This is a genomic window from Coprobacter fastidiosus, assembly GCF_982245605.1.
Genome location: NZ_CEVCIF010000032.1, coordinates 1 through 16,903 on the forward strand (window position 1 = coordinate 1; position 16,903 = coordinate 16,903).

General features: G+C 40.2%; 10 protein-coding genes. 2 read left to right on the forward strand and 8 right to left on the reverse strand.

Features of this window, described 5'->3' with window-relative positions; translation table 11 throughout:
• Nucleotides 1-88: 88 nt before the first annotated feature.
• Nucleotides 89-1,810 carry a hypothetical protein gene (locus AC0UMU_RS09165; protein WP_278716712.1) on the reverse strand — a complete coding sequence of 574 codons (1,722 nt, stop codon included), beginning with the start codon at nucleotides 1,808-1,810 and terminating at the stop codon, nucleotides 89-91.
• 280 nt (nucleotides 1,811-2,090) lie between these two features.
• Between AC0UMU_RS09165 and AC0UMU_RS09170 the strand changes: the two genes are divergently transcribed.
• Both AC0UMU_RS09170 and AC0UMU_RS09175 read left to right on the forward strand, forming a co-directional pair.
• Nucleotides 2,091-3,923, forward strand: coding sequence for a hypothetical protein (locus tag AC0UMU_RS09170; protein WP_473979915.1), 1,833 nt, complete (start codon nucleotides 2,091-2,093; stop codon nucleotides 3,921-3,923).
• 90 nt (nucleotides 3,924-4,013) lie between these two features.
• Entirely contained in the window at nucleotides 4,014-4,601 is a 588-nt protein-coding gene (locus AC0UMU_RS09175) for a glycine cleavage system protein H (RefSeq protein ID WP_009318209.1), read from the forward strand.
• 259 nt (nucleotides 4,602-4,860) lie between these two features.
• Here the strand turns inward: AC0UMU_RS09175 and AC0UMU_RS09180 are convergent, their stop codons facing one another.
• From AC0UMU_RS09180 to AC0UMU_RS09210, 7 genes are all read right to left on the reverse strand, one after another.
• On the reverse strand, nucleotides 4,861-5,838 hold the full coding sequence (locus tag AC0UMU_RS09180; RefSeq protein WP_278716708.1) for a family 43 glycosylhydrolase: 978 nt from the start codon (nucleotides 5,836-5,838) through the stop codon (nucleotides 4,861-4,863).
• 193 nt (nucleotides 5,839-6,031) lie between these two features.
• Entirely contained in the window at nucleotides 6,032-7,333 is a 1,302-nt protein-coding gene (locus tag AC0UMU_RS09185) for a glycoside hydrolase family 99 protein (protein WP_473979916.1), read from the reverse strand.
• 108 nt (nucleotides 7,334-7,441) lie between these two features.
• Nucleotides 7,442-8,920 (reverse strand): glycoside hydrolase family 99 protein, encoded by a 1,479-nt coding sequence (locus AC0UMU_RS09190; protein WP_009318206.1) that lies wholly within the window; start codon nucleotides 8,918-8,920, stop codon nucleotides 7,442-7,444.
• A gap of 80 nt (nucleotides 8,921-9,000) precedes the next feature.
• The gene (locus AC0UMU_RS09195; RefSeq protein WP_009318205.1) at nucleotides 9,001-9,726 is read right to left on the reverse strand and encodes a DUF3823 domain-containing protein; all 726 of its coding nucleotides are present in this window, start codon (nucleotides 9,724-9,726) and stop codon (nucleotides 9,001-9,003) included.
• 27 nt (nucleotides 9,727-9,753) lie between these two features.
• Complete coding sequence (locus AC0UMU_RS09200) at nucleotides 9,754-11,736, reverse strand: RagB/SusD family nutrient uptake outer membrane protein (protein ID WP_009318204.1); 1,983 nt, start codon at nucleotides 11,734-11,736, stop codon at nucleotides 9,754-9,756.
• Between the two features lie 15 nt (nucleotides 11,737-11,751).
• Nucleotides 11,752-14,919 (reverse strand): SusC/RagA family TonB-linked outer membrane protein, encoded by a 3,168-nt coding sequence (locus tag AC0UMU_RS09205; RefSeq protein WP_009318203.1) that lies wholly within the window; start codon nucleotides 14,917-14,919, stop codon nucleotides 11,752-11,754.
• Between the two features lie 38 nt (nucleotides 14,920-14,957).
• Complete coding sequence (locus tag AC0UMU_RS09210) at nucleotides 14,958-16,685, reverse strand: PL29 family lyase N-terminal domain-containing protein (RefSeq protein ID WP_009318202.1); 1,728 nt, start codon at nucleotides 16,683-16,685, stop codon at nucleotides 14,958-14,960.
• Between the last annotated feature and the right edge of the window lie 218 nt (nucleotides 16,686-16,903).

Here is a 16,903-nt window from a genome sequence, read left to right on the forward strand (position 1 = left end):
TCTTTTCGAATATGTTTTTTTGTGCATACCCGGCTGTCGTGATCAGTAGCAGGGCTGATAAAGTGATTAGTATCCGTTTCATTGTATTTTAATTAATTGGTTCTATTTCAAATTCGCTATTGGGACGTCTTTCCAGACCATACGAATATATTTTCCCTTTGTCTATTTCATCCCCTCCGTAAGTATAGTAAGTTTTATTATCTTCGTTATATATACCGATACAATCATAAACGAAACCGGGTAATTCAGCTTTTGCGATAGAATCTTCATCAATTTGAGATGGACCTGCACGTCTGACATCGTCTTCCCCGGCATATTTCATCGGCGGATGTGTATGAAACCATGCAACTCCGAATTTCCCACCCAATCGGAAATCGTTTCTATGATCATCAGTCATTTTAGACTTTACTGTTACGATCGGAGATGTCGGAGGAGTTACTTCTCCCGGAATATCTTCGTAGGTATATCCTTCTTTCCCTTTGTCCCAAGTTTCAAGATAAACAGTACAGCCGTATTCCCGACACGAGGTTTCGGAATAGTCGTCTAAGGTTTTTTGCCATAACTCATCGAAATGTCCCCGGGCTTCTTGCAGTATCTCGTCCCTCGACGGAAAGATATGCTCTACCTGTATGATATTGCTGTAGAAAGGCTGATAATCGATATAAGCGTATGCCCGCAGATCGAATTTTCCGGGAAAGCGAGCTTTTACCGTTTCGTTTTCAAGCCCTTTCCATTGGTTTTTCCCCTGCATGGACATTTCGTAATAAAATATTCCGGGATTTTTGTTTGCAGGAGAAATACTTACCGATAGCGTATATTTATCGAGAAGAGTATAAGTTTTGCTTCCCGACACATTCAGACGGATAATTACCGGGTCGGTATCTTCGTCCGGATCGGTGGGATTTTCTCCGCTGCCACCCCCGCCGCCCCCACCGCTACCGGGGTTGGGATCAGGTTCAGGAACTTCCGGGATCTCCGGATCCGTTCCGGGTTCAGGTTCAGGCTCAGGATCGGGCCTGTGTCCCGGTACTTCAATATCCGGCAAACTGTAGCTGTTCCATATAATTGTACCGTGGCCACCTCCGATATACTCCCCTCCCCTTGCAGCCGTAGCCTTCGGCATCCGATAGACCACGCCGTCTTCGACGAACGAACGCATTATCCGGTGATTCTCCTCAAACGTATTCTCGTTATTGTAGACCGAAGCCGCTTTCACGGCCTTTCCGTCCCTCAAGACGTTTATTCTCACCGTGCTGTTATCTTTAAGATACGAGTATAGAACGATACCGCAGAAGTCGTTTTCGCAATTCGCAAAACGCAGGGCGATATCGTTTTTGTGCTTATTGTAATACTGCTTTGTCGGAATCAGGTTTATAATAAAGCATCCGGTCAACCGGCTTCGTTTATCATAAACGACCAGCAGTTTCTGAAAAATGTCGGTCGCATACCTTTCTGTCTCACCTTTTTTAGATGGCTCTTTGGAAACGAAAGTTCCCCGATATAAGAATTGCGTGCTGATGGGCACATCGACACATTCGATAAGAGAATCCGCCGATTCGTTCGCTTTATCCCAAATAGGAGTGAAGTCACCCGGGCACAGTCCGGGTTTCTCGACACGCGATTTTTTCAGAACAAGAGAATCTGAAGAAACGAATTGCTCGAATATCTCTCGGGCTTTCCGGACGGTAAGGGAGGAATTGGGAACTCCCTCACTCTGTTCTTGCGGGAAAAAGAGGTCGTCTTTGCAGGCGAGAAATATGATCGGAATAATTAACCCTACAAGGGAGAATACGATGCATCTATTTTTCATGGCAACGGGAGATATAAGGTTATAAATAATATTGTGTTTCGATAATAAAATTTGGTTATCGTATGATCAGCATCATTTGCAAAATGAGGTCGATTCGGTATCAATTCATCGATAAAAATAGAGATTATTTATTAAATATCAAAATTTATGACCCAAAAATATTTGATATTATAAATTTATTGTAAATAAATTTTTGCGGAGCATTATTTTTATTATATTTGTATTATATAATATTAAGATGGAGTATCGGCAATCGGCACATAGTGTTATAGATAGGTTCATGAAAATAGTTTGTCTTTTTTCAGGGCTTGCCGTTATCGTATGCACCGGCTGTAATCGGGAAAAGGAACGAAATCTCGAGATATTGGAAAAGGCCGTTTACGAACATTACGGCCATAAGGCTGAAGATAGTCTGAAACTTGTTGCGGCAAAATTCTTGATCAAGAATATGCCGGGACATTTTTCGGTTCGGGATGAGGATTATTTTGGGCAAGTCGTATCGATTGCACAAACAAAGGGTATTTCTTATCCGGACAAAAAGGCTTTGGAGATGTTTGCCTCTTATTACGGAGAGGGAGCGGAGCGGCTTTCGGATGCGGATGCCGTTTCTCCCGATTTCCTGATCCGGCATATCGACCGGGCTTTTGAACAGCGGGCAAAGTTCCCTTGGTTGCGGGATATCGATGACGAAACTTTTTTTGAGTATTTATTGCCGTATCGGTTTTTGAACGAACCGTTGGATTATTGGAGGGATTCTCTGACGATAGCTCCGCAGGCTTTTTCGGACATGATATCGTGCGATAATTTGAAATATGACCCGGCTGCAGTCGCTTCGTATGTATATACCGATCGGGAATCGGGCGATATGGGAGGATATGCGTATGTGCGACATTTACCGGGGGTGACTACGGATAAGGGTTGTTACTTTTTTGCCGCTGCCAATTTGTTGCGTTATCGGGCATCGGGGATACCATCGGCGATCGACTTCATTCCTGCGTATGCCAACCGGAACGGAGGACATTGCTGGGTATCGGTAATTTCGTCTGACGGGAGATTCGGAAAGTCGGAGATAGACCCGGGCAGGCGTGCTCCTAAGATTTATCGGTATATGTATTCGAGAACGAACCGTTATGCCGATTACCGTACGAGAGAATATCTTCCCGAGATGTTCGGCAATCCTTTTATTAAGGACGTGACAGATTGTTATCTGAATACGCGGGATGTGACGGTTCCCATTTCGAGAATGTCGGGAGGCAAACTTCCGAATCTCTGTTTCCTTGCGGTTTTTAATGCGGGGCAATGGATACCGGTTGCCGTGGCGGAGAGAAAGATGAAACGAGCGACTTTCGATCGTATGGCAGTCGGGAATGTCTATCTTCCGGTATGTTATTGGCGACGAGAACTGAAGGCTTTCAACTATCCGTTTATAGTGAACGAAAAAGATGGTATGGTTTATCTGATTCCCGATCATTCCCGTACCCGGAAAATCAGGATCTCCCGAAAATATCCCTACAACGAAAAGTTGAACGGTTATTGTAAATCGCTCGAAGGGATGGAAATCTGGGGATCGGATGAGCGATCTTTCGATCGAGCCCGGCGATTATGCGTGTTGAAGAAGGGCAGCGGGGATGCGATATTCGATAATAGCGTGAGTTTGTCCGGTAAGTTCCGTTATCTGAAATTGTTGAGCCGCAAACCTGTTGCCGATTTGTCCGAGATTGTTGTATATGATGAAAAAGGACATGCGGTCGGTTGCGTGCCGACAGACTCTTGTTTTAAAAAAAGTACCGATCGTGACCCGTTGACGTATGTCCGCTATGTAAGAGATAATAAGAAAGAAATGGTAATCGATCTGAAAAGTCTTGTCGGGATAACCCGGATCGTATGTGTGCCTCGAAATGACGGAAATTCGGTTTTCCCGGGCTCTGTCTATGAACTGTTTTATTATGGTATGGACGGATGGGAATCGTTGGGGATAAAACGGGCTGAGGATTATAATGTGGAATATGAAGATGTGCCTGCCGGGGCGTTGTATTGGCTGAAGTGTCTTACCGGAGGTGTTGAAGAGAGAATATTTACGTTTACCGATAAAGACGGAATACGTTTTTTTTGAGGACAGAATTAAGTAGGCTCTTAGACGGATTCTTAAACGAGTTATGAAATAAAAAATATGTTTTTGTGTAACATTTAAATCGGATTTGCCATGAAAAAGTTTATGATTATTGCCTGTTTGGTGTTGATTGCTTGTTTCGTTTGGGGTATTAATTTGAGGAATGATTCGGGAAAACAGGTCGGGATCGATACCGGTACAGAAGAGGTTGAAGATGCTTCCGAACCGGAGAGTATCGGAATAAATAAAAATTCCGAGTCAGCGGTGCGGTATAATCCGGGACGGCAAAACCGCTCGGTCAGGAATTATCCGGAGGGGCGCAGATATACAACAAACCATGTTTGGGTACAACCCGAAGGCGATTATTGTTGGGTCGGGATAACCGATTATCTTCAAGAACGTTTGGGAGATATCGTATATGTCTCTGTCGATGGAATCGATGAATATTTTGATAAGAACACTGTATTTGCCACTATAGAATCGATTAGCGAGGTTTGTGATTTGTATATGCCTCTTTCGGGCACGATCTTAGGCGTGAATAATGTTTTGGAAGACTCTCCGGGTATGTTGAATTCCAATGCTCATGAATATCCGATTATTATGCTGAAACCGGATGATAGTCTGGAATTCGAAGAATTATTGCCAGCCAACGAATATTCTGATTTTATTGATAGTTGGTAAATCGTTTAGAGTTCTTCCTTCAACAGTTCTCGGATTTTCCTACATTTATATATGTGTGAATCTTCATTTGTCCGGCAAGTTCTATAACATGTTCATCTCTATTAATTTTATCAGTCATGTTGCAAGCCAATGGAATATTACGTTTATTATATTAAAATAACATGAGTTTGATATAAAGAGCCAACTAATTCATAATTATATCATTGTGAATTAGTTGGCTAATTTTTATTATTTACTGAATCTACTTAGTCGTTCAGGCTTATTTTCTTTGCTTTACCATCTGGATAGTTCCATCTTCATTATAATACAATCGGTCTACACAAATGGATCTCAACCAATCATGATTAGACAATGCACTATTATGATAGAAAGCAAACCATTCGCCTTTATATTCTACAATAGAGCCATGATTTGTATAACTGTCGGTAGGTTCCATATAGATACCTTGATGTTTCCATGGTCCCAACGGGCTATCACTGATAGCATAACGCATTCGGTTATCACCTTTGACTCCATCATTCATATTTTCATCGTGATTATCCGAGTATGACAGATAATACTTTCCGTTATATTTATGTACCCATGGTGCTTCATGAAAATCTACCAATCCTTCCATTCGGAGCATTTCACCATCCAGTTCCATCATGTTATCTTTAAGCTTTCCGCCTTTACATATACCACCTCCTCCATGGTATATATAGGCCTGTCCATCATCGTCAATAAATACGCACGGATCGATCAATGAATCCATACCTTTTATATATCCTTGAACTTTAAAATCTCGGTCAGGATACCGACTGGTTGCCACTCCGATTTTCCAGGAATCATTCCAAGCCGTTTCACTCGGATGCGGGAAATAAAAATAATAAGTTCCATTTTTATAGGCACAATCGGGAGCCCACATGAAACCTCCTTCTTTACGCCCCCAAGCAACCTGAGATGAATTCAGTATCTCTCCATGATCTGTCCAATGTACCATATCATCGGTAGAAAAGACATGATAACGGTCCATCAGATCACATCCCCGTGGAGGATCGATATCGTGGGATGCATAGATATAAAGTCTTCCATCCTCCCATACATGCGCCGAAGGGTCTGCTGTATACATATGCGTAATAAAAGGGTTGGATGCCAAGCTGTCTATACCACTTTTTTCTGTAATCTTATTCTTGACCGACTGGCACGACATCATGCAACCAATAAAGCATAAAGCTCCAATAGTGTGTAAAATTTTCATAAACAGTTAGTATTAATCATGAAACAAATATCAATGAATTGACGGAGGAACTCACCCTTTTATGCCCCCATTCCTTATTTGGCATATCATATCTTTACGGGATGTTCCACATCCTGTAAAGATCAAACACATTATGAGATATAGAATATTATTCTTCATTATTTCTTTATATTCAAAAGTCAAACAATCAGTTTTAATGCGGACGCTTGGGCAATGTAAATGTCAAGGATTTCTTTCCCTTGAGAATTAACGAAGCCTCTCCTGTCAACCATAAATAGTGATCAGAAGGCATATTGTCCATTCCCACAAATTGAATATTCTTGCCTACCGGTGGATTATCAGTACATTTAAAGATAGCCGTGCCCTCATTCACTTCATCGAACATAGCTATATACAGCATTCTGGCACCGCAGTTTATGGCCGTAGAGATCTGCTGCCAATAAAAACGACCACCTTGGCGGGGTATTGAACCGGATGGTTTAACGTCGTCCGGAAATGCATATCGACTTAAATTATGCCAACTGAATCCGGGTGTAACACAAGGAACGTATTCTATACCGTTCTCCTTACACCATGACATATCACGCAGTATAACATCGCGATAACGATCCATGTCATTATGCAACAAAGGAGTAAATCTTTGTACCATCCAAGGCATAATTAAATCTGCTTCGCGGATAATTTCATGCAAATAAGGATCATGCACACAGTCGGCACCAAGTTCACGCCAATAGGTAGGTACTCCCAACATAATGCTGCATCCTCCATACTCGGGATCATTACATAAAAAATCTATAAAACGTTTCAGGCCGATGTCCCGAATATCGTAAGGTCTGTCAGGAAAACCTACTCCCCAAATTGTAACCAATGGCTTTCCATTATGGAAAATATAAGTATGAGCTCCGTCCTGATTTGTAACTTTTAAAGAATCGACTAAGAATTTCCAGTCTTCAATCAAAGATGAACAATCCTCACCATGAGCTTTCAGCCATGACAAATCATACATGATGCCGATTGCGCGGTTATACTTGGAAGCTGCTTTAAAGGCATGACTGATAACAGCATTCCCTTTTGTGTTATCTTTACGGGCAGCGTTGAAGAAACGCTGCATAAAGACACCGTCTATTCCATACTCTTTCATCCAACGGAAATGGAGGTCTACAGTACTCTCGTCGGAAGAACAAAAGAAGCGTGCAGTAGAACCGTCGGCATGTTTCAGACCTGTTGGATAAGTTTCTGGATATTCGCTTACATCAGGCCACATGTCAATTCGCACATTCTTCTCATCAGGATACATCATTCCTTTTTCCGGTTTATGGAACCATCCTTGATACCCGGCCATAACAAGTCCGTGATAAGACGGATAATTTGTATCTGCTGCATGCTTGGGAGATGCAGACAAACTTAATACAAAACCATTAAATAAAAGGAATATGCTTATCCGGATTCTACATGTCTTGAGACTACAATATTTTTTAGTAACAGAATATATCATCAATCAATTATATTACAGATTTAGAACAACAATCGACTATTTATTTTTTAACTTGATTTGTTCTACTGCCTGATCATAGAAACCAAGCAGTAGGACAAATACACAGATTTATCTTGCCGGCCAGGATGACTTCAAAGGAACCTCTCCTCTAAGCATCTTGCGACCTTGCCCGGTAAGCCATAAATAATGGTCTGTCGGAAGCCCGTCTTCCACTCCCTGAAATTTAACCTTTAGATCCTTAGCCAACTGACACCATTCATTAGCCCCGGTCACTTCTACCTTAGATTGAGTCATGCGATAACTATTATTTTGATATACAACATAATAATCGTCTTCAGCTTCATTGCTTGGCACATCACTTTCATTCAAGCATTTGAAAATAGCTGTACCTTCGTCTATTTCATCGAACATGGCAATATACAACATTTGCGCACCGGACTTGATACAGAAATACATCTGATCCCACAAGAATTGGCCTCCGTAACGCGGATTAATCGAATTATTCGGGTGCATATTACGGTCTGAAGAGCCTGGGAAACATAAAGGAGCATAGGCTACATTATTTTCTTTACACCATGCAATATCTTGCTGAATCAAATTATGGAAGTTAGAATAATCACTTTTCCCATACCTTCCGACAAACCAAGGCATAATCACATCAGCCATCTTGATAAGGTCATGTAGTTTGGCATCTGGTATTGCATCATTTCTTCTTTCTCTCCAATAAGTCGGAACTCCCAACATGATACTGAAACCTTTTTCCTTCAGTCCATTCATCAGTTGCTCTACATCATTCATGTTATAAGGACGATTATCGTTAAATCCGACGCCCCATAATACGATCAGCGGTTTCTCGTTTTCATACAAATAGTATTTCTGCACATTCCTGTCTTTCAATCGATATGTATCCAATATTTCCTGTGCATCGGCCAAAACAGCATCTGCATTACGAGTATTATCAGACATAAATCCTCCCAAATCATACATGACACAAATAGCACGCTGATACTGATTTGACGCTTTCATTGCAGAAGCCAGTACTTTATTGAAATGTGCTTTTCCGTCAGGATTATTTATAACTTCACCTACGAATCGCTGCATAAAGACACCATCTAATCCGTAATCCTTCATCCATTTAAAATGTAACATAACGGTAGATTCATCATAAGAGCTGAATACTGTCGCTTTTTCACCATTAGGAAGAATAAATTTGCCGGGAGTATATTGAGTTTCATACTCACTCATATCTGGCCAGAAATCAATTGAATTTCTCAAAACTCCGGGTTCAAAGCGGTCGTTTTCACGATAATGGTACCATGCGGTATTGGAATGGTCACTGTGCGGACATCCATCACCGGGAGCGCCAAACCATCCTTGATATCCGGCCATAACCAACCCGCGATAAGTATTGAAGGGTTCTCCATCTACGTGGGGTGTAAATCCTAAATCATTATAGATTTCAGGAGCTGCCGGTTTTTCCGGTTCTTGAATGGCAGGAGGGATATGGTCATCATCTTTATTACTACAAGAAATACAGCACAAGCCTATTACAGCCCAAAATATGTATAAATTATATTTCAATTTCATAAGCAACTATTCGTTTTTTTTACGTTCGGGAAAAGATTTCTCCTTTCCCGAATCGAATTTTATTAACTTTAATATGTCTATTACTGAGGCACTTCGACCTTTACTATTTCGGTATAGTTATGTTTTTCAAACGAATCCTTAACTTTTGCTCCCATACGAACAAAGTAAATATATCCGCGTTTTACAGGAACAGTAACCTCAAATGGAATAGTTCTGCCATCTCCCTCTTTTTCGATCTTGTCCCATGATTTCATCACATTAACTCTAAAATCATTGGTATTATAATAGTTAATGCAGTTGGATGCTCCACAGAACTGATTTAAGCTCAAATATGGACGGACTTCCATTATTTGTGGCAATCCCTCGGTTATAGGTGCATCCAGACGGCAGGACATCGTAAGATTTTCGCCTTCCAGATTCACTTGAAAATCTATTAACTTCAGATAGGGAGTTACCTCAAAATTCTGAGTTACCGTTTTCTTTCCAATCCCGACACGGATAGTATCGCAAGGCCACCAGGCTCCTTCCGGAACGACATCGTATGTTCCGGAAAATAATTTTGAATTATTATATGTACCATCTTGTTTCACAGGAATATCCTGATTTGCAGGATTCAGGCTGAAACTTTTCTCCCAGATACGGACTCTGCATTCGCCCTGGTCTGCCAAAATATTTTCACCTGTAGTACTATCTATGATACGGCCGGTTACATGAGCTTCAGGAGCATCGAAGTTATCTACTTTCATGCATGAAGAACTTGCTAACACGGATGCAACAAACAGAATACTATATATTGTCTTTTTCATATTGTGATCGTTTATATAGGTTTGAAATTAATAACCATCATTGCGGATCAAATTTGGATTCTTTCCGATTTCACCACTTGGAATCTGTTCATAATACCAACGTTTTTCAAACGTTACTTTACGTCCTTCACGTTCCACTTCATTCAAGAAAATCCACTTATTTTCATCCATCACATAATATGGCAATAATGTGTGAGTATACATACCATTCTGGAACATGATATCCGCAACTCTCCAACGACGTAAGTCGAAAATACGATGGTTCTCATAACATAATTCACGAGCACGCTCATCACGGATATACTGAAGATTCTCATCGATAGGGAAACCATAAATTTCAGAACCTATATCTTGCGGACTTTCTACCATATCATGGCGATGGGCACCGGCTCTATCACGAATTTCGTTGATATGATCAAACGCTTCTCGTTTTAGGTTATTATCATTCTTGATGAGTCCAAGTTCATAAGCGGCTTCTGCCCAATTCAACAGAATCTCTCCGTAACGGAATACTTTCCATGACTGAGAACTTCCATGCAGAACTCTACTCGATGCGTCAGCATTATAATTGACATATTTGCGTATAAACGCACCTGTACGGGAATATCCTTCATCACCGGTTCCTTCGGCCAATCCATGCTTCCCACTTACTTGAACAGATTGTCCGTTAATGACTTGAGTTTCACCGGGACTTGCTGCCCTTACTCTGTAAGTGTCAGTATAATCGTTAATACTTCCGGGAATTTCAGACTCTCCATCACTTGCCAAACCCGGATATTCCTTATATACACCACCCCGTATGTCAATGCTAACCCCAGAAACAGACTCGGTCATGCCAGGAAAGAAGAAATTGGCACGGCAACGAGCTTCCATCTCGTCTGTATTCCACAATTCATCGACACTATTGAAGCGAATCGGTTTACCTTCTGCATCTTTTATTGCCGGCATTTCATATAAACCTATCATTTCCCAAACCGGTTGTAAAGCACATCCGACATCACTGGCCAGACCTTCACCTCTCGGTAAAATCATAGTATCCCAAGAATGAAACAAGCTCGTGTTTGCCGGAGTAGTCGTCTTGGGTCCATACTGTTTAACAAAGATATCTTCTTCATTGTCTATCAAGAAAGTTTCAAGATAAGCTTTTTCCTTATCAGACCCGGTATGCAATGTAAAACCGGCTTTTTTCAAGAACACACAAGCATCATAGGCATATTGGAAAAACTCTGCCGCTTTGTCCGACGGGATTCCCATCAATCCTGCAGTAACTGCAGGACCTGTCGTCCCGACATAGCCTCCGTATTTGGCAATTGTTCCGGCATATAACATCGCTCTTGACATTAATGCCGCTGCAGCATACCGATTTGCTCTACCGATTTCAGCTTTGGATGCAGATGCATTATTCATTGCATATAACAAATCATTGTAGATAAACTTCCAGCAATCGTATTCGGTATCTCTCGGCTGTTGGAGTTCGGCCGTCGGAGCACTTGGATCCAATACTTTATCTACAATAGGGACTCCTCCATATCTTTTTACGATACCGAAATAGTAGAAAGCGCGTAAGAAACGTGCTTCTCCCATATACGCATTGTAATCTTCTTCTGTATAATAGCTACGATATTCAGGAAGTTTCTCTATGAAATTATTGATATCACGGATCCTGTCATAAGGCCAATATCCCCAACCATCACCATATGAAGGATCGCGACCGGCAGCTTCTGCTCCAGCGGCAGCCGGGCTACCTTTTTGGGCTTGCCATTTATTACCAGTATGCCAACCTCCTTGATTGACTGTCGCAAAGCCTTTTTCATCACCATTTTGTTTATAATTGAAGTCTTCAATAGGCAAATCTTGGTATATAAGGGCCATATATTTCTTTATACCATTGTCTGACTGAAACAAAACATTTTCGTATAGTAATCCTTTTGGTTCCAGCTCCAGATCATTACAAGAAGTAATCGAGACTCCCAAAGCGGCTAATATAAATAAATATTTAAAAGTTTTCATATGCTATTCCTTTGATTAGAATTTAATAGTCGCACCAATATTAAATGTACGATTTACAGGATAATTATAGTAAAGGATACCACTGCTACTACCACTATTACTTCCCCCTTGATATCCGGGTCGTTCAGGGTCGATATTATCCAATCCGCTAAAGGTTAACAAGTTATATGCATTTACATATACTCTCAGATTTTTTACTCCGATCTTATTCATCCATACTTTAGGGAAAGTATAGCCGAGTTCGAGTGTTTTCAGACGTATATAAGATGTATTGTGTATACCTGTCGAACCTGTGTTAAAGCTATGTCCCGTAGCCGGATACAATCCTTCTACCCATTGAGTATTAGGATTCCACGGATCATCATTGACATTTACTGTATGCCAACGGTCCTTATACATGTCAAGGACTGCACCACCGTTGAATGGTCCGACTTCTGTAAACACTTCATTATACGAATTATATACACCTGCAGCACCTTGCCAATTCATTGATAGGTCAATGCCTTTCCATGATGCTCCCATAGAAATACCATAGTTGAAAACCGGCAGATTAAATGTGGCTACAGGATGTCTGTCCGCATCATTTACGATACCGTCTTCATTCCAGTCTTTATACCAATAGTCACCCGGCAATGTTCCTTGGTTATAATTCGCACCGGTCGTTCCATGATATCGAATTTCTTCATAACTTGTAAAGCGCCCGCCTTCTTCGTATGTAAACCAAATATCCTTATTACGTCCTGATACATCGGAACGGTACCAATTCTCCATCGAGTTACCGGCTTGACTGTCCAAGTGATAATCCCAACGATTCTTAGTTGCTGAAATCTGAGTATTTACCCAATAATCGATATTTGCTACACGGTTATGGTGTCCCAAACTGATTTCCCAACCGAAAGTTTCGTCACTATTGATATTTTCTTGAGGCATAGAGGCTCCCACAGTACCTGGAATAACAGCCGATGACGTAGCTAGCAAGCCTTCACGTTTACGTTTAAATAATTCCAATGTACCGGTAAGTTTCTGACTCCATAAGTCAAAATCCAATCCCAAATTATATGTTTTAGCTGTATACCATGTCAGTTTCGGATTAGGGATCGATGTTGCAGAAACACCTGCCATAAATTTCCCATTATAAAAATAACCTATCTGATCTTTATTGATATTATAGGCAATTTGCGTCTGAGGATATGTATTTGCACCGCTGTCATCTCCCATTTCACCATAAGATGCACGGAGCTTTAAATTGGTCAAGAATGGCACCGCCTCTTTTATAAAATGTTCCTCGCTTATTCGCCAACCGGCAGATATCGCAGGGAAGAATCCCCAACGAGATTCTTTAGGGAAACTTGATGTTCCGTCGTAACGGAAAGAAAAATCAACCATGTATCGACCTTTATAGTCATAATTGAATTTACCAACCAGAGCCTTTCTGGTCTTATCACCGGCACCGGACATTGAACCGACCTGTTCTTCATCTTCACCATAAATCAGATAATCTCCATCAAGCATCATCACACGCTGAGCATAAAAATTATCCCAATTATCATATTGTTCCTCGAACAAAAGCATACCGCTTACATTATGATCACCGAACTTATTCGCATAATTCAAAGAAAGTTGCAGTACGGTTCCATATCTTGGATCCGTATTTCTACGCAAATAACTGTCACTATTTCTAATGAATGATTGTAATTCGCCATCTCCCCCTCTATTATACAGTTTATAAGTACGACGATATTCTGTATTATTCGTTGTATAATAATCATAACTGTAGAATGCTTTTGCAGACAAACCTTTAACGCCAGGTATATCATAGTTCAAAGCTAATGATCCATTAAAATTGTACCGCTTTTCTCTACGATAGCCGGTAAATTCGCTATTTGTTGCAGCCACCGGATTTTCACTGTCCAACATTTCATCATCATACGCTGGCAGACTGTGGTCACCGTCAACCCATGCAGACGATGTAGGTCTGAATGTCCATGCCTTCTTATATACTGCCCAAATATCAGTAAACGGTTGATTCTTTTCATCTATATAACCACTCAAAGCAACGGTAGCTTTCAAACGGTTAGTGATCTTTGCATCTATATTTGAACGGAAATTCCATCTATCGTAATTCAAAGAACCGCTTTTATATGAACCTTCCTGTTTCAAATAGCCCAAGTTGAAGAAGTACTTGATCCTGTCCGAGCCACCATCCATACTGATATTATATTGTTCCTGAGGTACATTGCTGTCAAACAACTCGTTTGTCCAATTTGTACTCTGTTTTTTCCCTGTACTATATTCCATCATCTGCTCCCAAGTATATTTGGGAGTTGTGCGGATAGGATAGTTTCCGTCGAATGAATTATAGCCTTTCTCATTGATAAGGAGCATATGATCTACTGCACTTGCTGTTTCCGGGACATATAAGAATTGTTGCCATCCGTAATTTGCAGAAAATGTAATGTTAAACTTGCCATCGGAGCTATCACCGTGTTTTGTAGTCACCAAAATAACACCGTTTGCAGCTCGGATACCATAAATAGCAGCTGATGCATCTTTCAAAACAGATACGCTTTCTATCTCATTGGCATCCATACGTGAAAAATATGCCTTATCTCTTGGAATTCCATCAACAACAATTAATGGCTCTCCCATACCACGAATATCAATGGTGTTATCAAACTCACCGGGTTGAGAACTATTTTGAGAAATTCTGACTCCCGGAATTTTACCGGTAAGCATATTGACAACGTTCTCATTCTTGGTAACTGTAATTTCTTTATTGGTTACGGCAGATACGGCACCTGTTAAAGTAGCTTTTTTTTGAACTCCATATCCTACCACTACCACTTCATCTAAAGTCTTGGTATCCTCTTTCAAAATGACCTTAATATTTCGTTTATTACCGACAGAAATTACGGCATCTAAATAACCGATAAACGATATGGTAAGTTTCTCATTATTTGAGACATTTATATCGAACTCTCCATTAAGGCCTGTTACAGTACCTCGAGTACTACCATCCACTCTCACATTGGCCCCGATAACCGGTTCACCAGAAGTGTCTAAGACGACACCATGTAGAGCTCTATTCTGAGCGAAAGAAGGAAGCGATGAACAGAAAAGAAATAGTATCATCATAGTTTTCCATAAATATGGGCTTCCTATTATTAGTCTTTTATGTTTCATGTTTTAGATTCTTAAAGAATTAGACGAATAATATTAAATTATTCTTTAGGAGCCGGCATTGTAGCACCTTCTGGAGCTAAACGACGATTAAAGAAGAATAATCCGAATTGGTCTGCTTCACCTATCTTCTTGACTCCATAAGCATATTCATATCCTGCACCTACACCGATACGGAAGCCATAGCCTGTATATGTTTCAGGAAGGGTGATGACACCTGTCTGTTCATCAATCTTAAAATTCCAAGATGAAACCGGATCATAGAAAGTTGTCGGATTATTGATATATTCACTATAAGAGCCTAACCAGAGATCATAATCATATCCTTCTCCTCCGGCATAAGATTTACCATTTGTCCCGATGTATTTACCATCTTCTACGGCCAATGTTTCAGGAACATAAATTGCAAATCCGCGATAGAACCAATAAATCCCACGAGATTTCGCAGCATATTCTGCGCCCAAATCTCCTAAAACTAATTTAGTTCCGTCGCAATAAATAATGTTATCCTCATTAGGAGTAGAAATAGCGATACTTGACCATTTTGCAAAGAAGTCATCTTTTCCGCTATGAATTATTGTATAATCACTTTCATAGTTAGTAAATGTAGCTTGAATATCAATAGTCTGTGCTCCTAATGACAGCGATTTTTCACGACCTCCCCATTCTGCTTCAGCTTGTTTTAAACCTGCATTAAAATCAACATCAGCCAATTCATCAATAATTTTCAAATAAATTTTGGCCTTTACTACATCATTGGATACTATATTAAACAAGAATCCAGGACGGTCTTGATTGGAATTAAAACTTGTTCCCGGTCTTTCGGCAAATGCCCATGTTCCATCTTTCTGCAAACTGTTTGCCAACAGAGTATATTTATTCTGCGCATCACCGACAGGCTGCTGATCTATACCTGCAATTCTAAATTCTGCATTTTCCGGTAATTGAGAGAAGAAGTCCTTAAAATTCAAATTTTTTAATAGAGTAACACCATTTACAGTCATTTCACTATAATTTTCGTCCAAACTGGCAGGGTTATATTCTGATTTTATTTCATAACCACCGATTTGTTCACCGATAAAAGAAAAATCCTCGGCAATATGCACATTGAAATAATTAGATCCTATGACTGTTCCACGCATATTCATTTGCAGAGAGATTGCATAATGATTTCCGGCCTCAACGTTTAAAGCCTTAAGAGGAACAGAAATGAATCCGTTATCCAAAGTTGCCTGACCATTTACTTTAAACTGCTCACCATCTCCTGCACGGGTTACCGCATGTGATTCGGCAATAGAGAACTCAGCACCATCCAGACTATTTAACGAAGGTCTTACTAAAAATTTTACGACCGCACCGTCATTTCCGATTTCTACGATACCATCCAATGTTTCAGGGACATATACCAATGAACTTACAGATGCTCCTAAAGGAAGGATATATTCTTGACCATCTATTGTTATAACTGCATTGGTATCTGTTACTACAACAGAGATATTAGAACCTCCTCCTGCCTGGTTCTTAATTTCAATAGTCTGCCCATTACTTAAAGTAATGTTCCAACTTCCGTCGTCTTTTTGTTCTACCTTCGTTATACTAGCACCTGTAACAAGAGCATTCTGCAATTGCGACTTAATATCATCAATGGCAATTTCTACCACAGACATTCGAGATTTTAATTCATCAACATCATCGTTACACGAAGTAAAACCATTACAAGAAAGGATAATTGTTCCTAATAGGAACGCATTTAAAATGTGTTTATTCATACATGATTAAATTTATAAATGAAAAAAATAATGAAATCAAGGCATTGTAATTCAATATTTGAGCGGAGTTATTTCGAGATAAAAGTATGCTTGCGACCTTAATATTTTCCTTAAAAAAACATTAATAAATACGCTATGTATCTAAAATTGTTGCTATTATATTATTATTATATAAAGTTGTACGACAGGCTCTTATAGAAATAAGCAGAAAATATTCG

What these genes read in the sequence shown, in the direction of transcription:
- AC0UMU_RS09205 (WP_009318203.1), bottom strand. Translation starts at nt 14,919, where the DNA reads ATGAAACATAAAAGACTAATAATAGGAAGCCCATATTTATGGAAAACT.
- AC0UMU_RS09195 (WP_009318205.1), bottom strand. Translation starts at nt 9,726, where the DNA reads ATGAAAAAGACAATATATAGTATTCTGTTTGTTGCATCCGTGTTAGCA.
- AC0UMU_RS09180 (WP_278716708.1), bottom strand. Translation starts at nt 5,838, where the DNA reads ATGAAAATTTTACACACTATTGGAGCTTTATGCTTTATTGGTTGCATG.
- AC0UMU_RS09175 (WP_009318209.1), top strand. Translation starts at nt 4,014, where the DNA reads ATGAAAAAGTTTATGATTATTGCCTGTTTGGTGTTGATTGCTTGTTTC.
- AC0UMU_RS09170 (WP_473979915.1), top strand. Translation starts at nt 2,091, where the DNA reads ATGAAAATAGTTTGTCTTTTTTCAGGGCTTGCCGTTATCGTATGCACC.
- AC0UMU_RS09200 (WP_009318204.1), bottom strand. Translation starts at nt 11,736, where the DNA reads ATGAAAACTTTTAAATATTTATTTATATTAGCCGCTTTGGGAGTCTCG.
- AC0UMU_RS09185 (WP_473979916.1), bottom strand. Translation starts at nt 7,333, where the DNA reads ATGATATATTCTGTTACTAAAAAATATTGTAGTCTCAAGACATGTAGA.
- AC0UMU_RS09165 (WP_278716712.1), bottom strand. Translation starts at nt 1,810, where the DNA reads ATGAAAAATAGATGCATCGTATTCTCCCTTGTAGGGTTAATTATTCCG.
- AC0UMU_RS09190 (WP_009318206.1), bottom strand. Translation starts at nt 8,920, where the DNA reads ATGAAATTGAAATATAATTTATACATATTTTGGGCTGTAATAGGCTTG.
- AC0UMU_RS09210 (WP_009318202.1), bottom strand. Translation starts at nt 16,685, where the DNA reads ATGAATAAACACATTTTAAATGCGTTCCTATTAGGAACAATTATCCTT.